The following is a 1686-nucleotide window of genomic DNA, read 5'->3' as shown; positions in this document are numbered from 1 at the left end:
TGCCGGCAAGCTGAGCCTGGCGCGGGTCTGGCGCGGCCCGCTCAAGGACGGCAGCCAGCTCGACGGCTCCCGGGTATCCGGCCTGTTCGAGGTGAACGGTGCCCGTAGCGAGGCCGTGGGCGAGGCGGATAGCGGCGCCATCGTCGGGCTCGGCCGGATGGAGGCGGTGCGCACCGGCGACGTGCTGGGCGGCAGGGAAGGGGAGGCCGCCAGCCTCCTGTCCCTCGCACCGCCCCAGCCCATGTACGCCTTCGCCCTCCATGCCAAGGACCGCAACGACGAGGTGAAGCTGTCCGCCGCCTTCCAGAAGTTGGCCGAGGAGGACCCGGCGATCCGCCTGGACCTCGACCCGGAGACGCGGCAGACGATCCTGTGGGGTCAAGGCGAGATGCATCTGCGCGTGGCACTGGATCGGCTGCGCCAGAAGTACCGGCTGGAGCTGGAGACCCATTCGCCGCGCACCCCCTATCGCGAGACGATCCGCAAGGGCACCCAGGCGCACGGGCGACACAAGAAGCAGACCGGCGGCCATGGGCAGTTCGCCGACGTGAAGATCGAGATCCGCCCGCGCGAGCGCGGCGAGGGCTTTGCGTTCAGCAACAAGATTGTGGGCGGGGCAGTGCCCAAGCAGTTTATCCCGGCGGTCGAGGAGGGCGCGCGGGAATGGCTGGCCAAGGGGCCGCTGGGCTTCCCGGTGGTTGACGTCGAGGTCACGCTGCACGATGGCCAGTTCCACTCAGTTGACAGCTCCGAGCTGGCGTTCAAGATGGCGACCGGTCTCGCCTTGAAGGAGGGACTGCCGAACTGCCACCCGGTGCTGCTGGAGCCGATCCTGGCCATCAGCATCTCGGTGCCATCCGACTACACCTCCAAGGCGCTGGCCCTGATCTCGGGCAAGCGCGGCCAGGTGCTGGGCTACGAGGCGAAGGCGGACTGGCCTGGCTGGGACGAGATCAGCGCCAACCTGCCCCAGGCCGAGAGCCACGACCTGGTGCTCCAGCTCCGGTCGATGACCCAGGGCGTGGGCTTCTTCACCTGGCAGATCGACCATCTGGACGAGGTACCCGAGCGGTTGACCCGCGACATCGCCGCCCAGGCCGCCAGCGCCGCCTGAACGGCGCATTCTGAGGTAGCGCCAGGTGCCGCAGGTGCTCGGCAGGATCGCCGGCTTGTGGCATGATGGCAGCCATGGCCCTTGTCCTGCACCAGCGCCTGCAACTCCTGGCCGCCCGCCTCGTGGGCGTGGCGCTGCTGCTGCAGGTCCTCCTGCCGCCGGGCTTGGCGCCGCCCCAGCCGATGCTCGCCGGGGCGGACGGGAGGTTCCTGCCGACCGTGCTGTGTGCCGTGGCCGCGGGCGGCACGGACGAGGCGCCCTGGCAGGAGCGTGACTGGCACGGCCACGACCATTGCGTGCTGTGCCGGCTGCCGGGCCAGGCCAGCCTGGGCCTGGGCCCGGAGCCCCAGGCAGCGCTGCCGCTTCGAGCCGACAGCGGCCAGCGAGTCGGCCCGCCGCCGGCCGGGCCGTCCGCATCCCCGGCCGTGGCGCTGGGCTTTGCCGCCAGGGCACCGCCGACAGTCCTCATCGCCTAGAACCCTTCGCGCAACGAGGACATGTCATGACCAATTCCTGGATCAGAGGCGCCCTGGCGGGCGTCCTTCTGGCCGTGGGTGCCACGGGCGCCCAGA

2 protein-coding genes are annotated in these 1686 nt (G+C 70.7%); both read left to right on the top strand.

The annotated features are described in order from the left end of the window. Window positions 1–1114 (top strand): elongation factor G (locus EQG76_RS21810; protein ID WP_159716429.1); only part of this gene is annotated, 1114 nt, incomplete at its 5' end. Window positions 1115–1188: 74 nt separating this feature from the next. After that, entirely contained in the window at window positions 1189–1590 is a 402-nt protein-coding gene (locus EQG76_RS21805) for a DUF2946 family protein (protein WP_159716428.1), read from the top strand. Window positions 1591–1686: the final 96 nt, after the last annotated feature.

This window comes from Geminicoccus flavidas, from assembly GCF_009806515.1.
GTDB classification, from domain to species: Bacteria; Pseudomonadota; Alphaproteobacteria; order Geminicoccales; family Geminicoccaceae; genus Geminicoccus; species Geminicoccus flavidus.
Note: the sequence above shows the minus strand (reverse complement) of the source record. Positions and strands in the feature narration are given on the sequence as shown.

Bases quoted from the DNA above. Each gene is read 5' to 3' on its own strand.
- EQG76_RS21805 (WP_159716428.1), top strand. From the start codon at position 1,189: ATGGCCCTTGTCCTGCACCAGCGCCTGCAACTCCTGGCCGCCCGCCTC.